Below are 3,209 nucleotides of genomic sequence, written 5' to 3'. Positions count from 1 at the left end.
GCTCGCTAGATAGCTCTTCGATTACATCCTCTGGAACCACATCATAAAATTCAGATCCCAGCTCTTCGCTTGCCTCGTATGGGCCACCCCATATCCATATATACCCACCCTCACGAGATTCATATGGGGTACGATTCGCTGGATCCTCATAGTTTTGAAAAAACCAAGTACGCATCACCTCTAGCTGAGTGTCACGATCCGCGTCTTTCAGATCTTTATGAGATATCGTGCCTTCGTAATCTGGAAGTGGATATTCAGAATTGCCCATATGACCTCTCTTTAGAGCTAACGCTACAGGTAACAGGCGCAAGCGTGTTAGCGCGCAGCGCCCTTGTTAACCTGATTGTTAGCTTTGCCTTTTGATTTCATTCGTAACAAACCGCACGAGTTCCATATACGGAGTGATTTCTTTATCGCTTATTCTCTTTGGAGAATGAACTAGCTCATTTCTAAAGCGCCTTAGTTTTTCTATGTTGTTGATTAAGCTAGAATCAAAATACTCTGACGTCTTCAGCTGTTTCAGTGAGCTAAAGAACGTATTGTGCTCCCGTGCTTGTTGATTCATAGATACAACCTTTTCTTCTATTTCTGACCACAGCGAGAGGAACTCGCCAATTTCACCTGGCTTAAGCTCTCTCTTTACATCCAATTCAATTTCTTTGCAGATGCTATGAAATATATCTTGTTGTGGATATAAGGCGGATTTCGGAATTATTTTGAAGTCCTTGCCCCAGAATTTGCTTGAATTGGGGATTCGGAACTTGACCACAAGCCTTCTGTTAAAATCTAACTCCGATTTTGAGTCGTATTCATGCTCTATATCTGATGTTGCAGCTAAGTACCCTTCCTGAAAATAAGGCCTAAGCGCATCAGGCGGGCAAATGCTTAGGAGCCGAATATTAATTAGATCGTGTTCTGAGTTTATAGAGATTCGGTTAGTTATATAGGGCAACCCAAACACATAGACATAAGCATGGTCATTCTCGTTTTCTAATTGCGCGAAAGAACACGCCACTCTCAATGAATGAGTTAAATCGATTAAAGGTGTGCCGCAAACCTCATAGTGCTGAAGAATACTCCACTGAATATATTTTTTTCTTTTAAGCTCCCCAGTGCCATCTTTAGTTCTCGTGCTTAGTAGTTCAACAAGCTTGCTTGATGCTTGGTTCAAAATATCAAATCGATGTTCAACTTCGCGCTTTGGAAGATAGTCACCTCGATAAATAGAAGGGTAAAAAGTGGATTTATCGTTTTTATTTTTGAAATCTACACCTTGCCCTCTAAAGAATAGAAGATGATCTTTGTTGAGGTAAGCAAGTGCTGCACAGTATTCAACTAGTTCTCGGTATGTATCAACAGGAAAACCATCACCAGACGCTATATCTTTTTCGTCAATAACGGTGGCTAGTTTCTGCGTGATTTTTCCTTCAATACCTCTCATCTAGCGATCCCTTAATGAAGCTAACTATTATTAGACGTCCTAAAATTCATACATTACACATGTCAATCGAACATAGAACTGTTGTTTTATGTTCGAGATTTAGTAAATTAAAGTAGCATAACAATATGTTATTATTGAGGTTTATTTAAATTAAAACTATTTTATTTGACATAAATCATTACAAATAAACATCACTTTTCATGTCTTGTATATTGAATGTATCCCATTTAAATTCCCTGAACAGTTTTATCAGCCCCTAAAAGCCAGATTGTTCCTGAATAAGTAATTTGCATAAGTAAGTTAGTCATGCTAACGATATGTTTTATCGTCTGTCAATTAATTATAGGCATGATATTTTTGAGGAAACTGAGAACTGTTTTAACTTAAAACGACCAGGCCTGGGTGTTATTTAAGGGGTTTGATTAGGTTAATTTGGCGCTTGTACGCGCATGTTTGGATTGGGTATTTCGAGGCAAAAAAAATCGCGCCTTGGTGGAGCGCGATCTTAGAAAGGAATGGATGTTTGAAAAAGGCTCCCCCTTTTTCAATAACCATTTAAAAGGGTTTAACTTCAACCAAAATCAAAATAACGATGGTTAATAGCAATGGGATTTCATTGGCCCAACGATAGTAAAGTCCGCTGTGATCCAGGTGCCCTTCTTGCATTTCTTGCATGCGGCGTTTACTCCAAAGATGATAAACCAACAGCAAGACCACAAACGTAATTTTGGCATGTAACCAGCCCATACCCTCTGCGATTGGGAAGTAAGCTAACCACAGCCAAATGCCGGTTCCGATGGCTAGCATCATCATAATGGTCATGAACTTATAAAGCTTTTGCGCCATAATCGCTAGGCGTGTTACCTGCTCTCCAGCGGCTTGCCCTTCGACAAAATGGACAAAAATTCGCGGTAAATAAAAGATACCTGCCATCCATGACATTACAAATAATATATGAAAAGTTTTTAACCACAACACTTTGATTTTCTCCAATCTGAGTTTAAGAATCTGTATGATACAGGTTCTTTTATTTCAAAACAGGACTTTAAGATGACAATTGAAAAAAACAAGGTTGGACAAATTCATTACTCTCTAACCGATGCAGACGGCAATCTAATCGACGCTTCTAACGAGAATCCTTTGGCGTATTTACATGGCCATTCCAACCTAATCCCTGGTTTGGAAAAAGAATTAGAAGGCAAAAAAGTTGGTGATAAATTTACCGCTTCTATTGCGCCTGCAGAAGGTTATGGCGAAGTTCAAGACCATTTGATCCAAGAAGGTGTTCCTAAGTCAATGTTCCAAGGCGTTGATAACCTAGAAGTAGGAATGCGTTTTGAAGCACAGTCTGAGCAAGGTGTTCATTCTGTTGAAATCACTGAAGTAGGTGATGAAACCGTTACAGTTGATGGCAACCATCCTCTAGCGGGTAAGACCTTAAATTTCGATATTGAAGTCGTGGGCGTTCGTGATGCCACTGAAGAAGAGTTGGAACATGGTCACGCACATGGTGATGGCGGCCATCATCACTAAGTAACCCCTAACGTTACTTCAGATTAGGCTCGTTTTATTACGATTAAACGAGCCTAATACTTCCCCCCTCAACTGCTTAACGCTTATCCCTCTTTTCAAAGCGACTCGATTACATAGTCTTCATAATCTAAGCCATCCTGATCAACTACGACAGGAATTGCTAACAGCCCGATATTAGCGGCTTGAACAGAAGTTGATTTGCCCGAAATAAGCGGATGCCATTCCGGTAATGGAT

General features: G+C 40.0%; 4 protein-coding genes. 1 reads left to right on the top strand and 3 read right to left on the bottom strand.

The genetic code is table 11. From position 1 onward, the window contains the following. The 3 genes from CYQ88_RS11440 to CYQ88_RS11430 all read right to left on the bottom strand — a co-directional run. On the bottom strand, positions 1-268 hold a 268-nt coding region (locus tag CYQ88_RS11440), incomplete at its 3' end, for a hypothetical protein (RefSeq protein ID WP_199170203.1). Between the two features lie 78 nt (positions 269-346). Then, positions 347-1,441, bottom strand: coding sequence for an FRG domain-containing protein (locus CYQ88_RS11435; RefSeq protein WP_101841457.1), 1,095 nt, complete (start codon positions 1,439-1,441; stop codon positions 347-349). Positions 1,442-1,996: 555 nt separating this feature from the next. Then, a complete protein-coding gene (locus CYQ88_RS11430; protein ID WP_101841456.1) occupies positions 1,997-2,419 on the bottom strand; it encodes a CopD family protein in 423 nt (140 codons plus the stop codon). Between the two features lie 72 nt (positions 2,420-2,491). On the opposite strand from CYQ88_RS11430, the gene slyD reads away from it, so the two are divergent. Continuing rightward, positions 2,492-2,974, top strand: coding sequence for a peptidylprolyl isomerase (gene slyD / locus CYQ88_RS11425; RefSeq protein WP_101841455.1), 483 nt, complete (start codon positions 2,492-2,494; stop codon positions 2,972-2,974). Positions 2,975-3,209: the final 235 nt, after the last annotated feature.

This window comes from Hydrogenovibrio sp. SC-1 (assembly GCF_002848135.1).
Taxonomy (GTDB): domain Bacteria; phylum Pseudomonadota; class Gammaproteobacteria; order Thiomicrospirales; family Thiomicrospiraceae; genus Hydrogenovibrio.
Note: the sequence above shows the minus strand (reverse complement) of the source record. Positions and strands in the feature narration are given on the sequence as shown.

Excerpts from the sequence above, each read along its gene's own strand:
- CYQ88_RS11435 (WP_101841457.1), bottom strand. The coding sequence starts at position 1,441 with ATGAGAGGTATTGAAGGAAAAATCACGCAGAAACTAGCCACCGTTATT.
- slyD (WP_101841455.1), top strand. The coding sequence starts at position 2,492 with ATGACAATTGAAAAAAACAAGGTTGGACAAATTCATTACTCTCTAACC.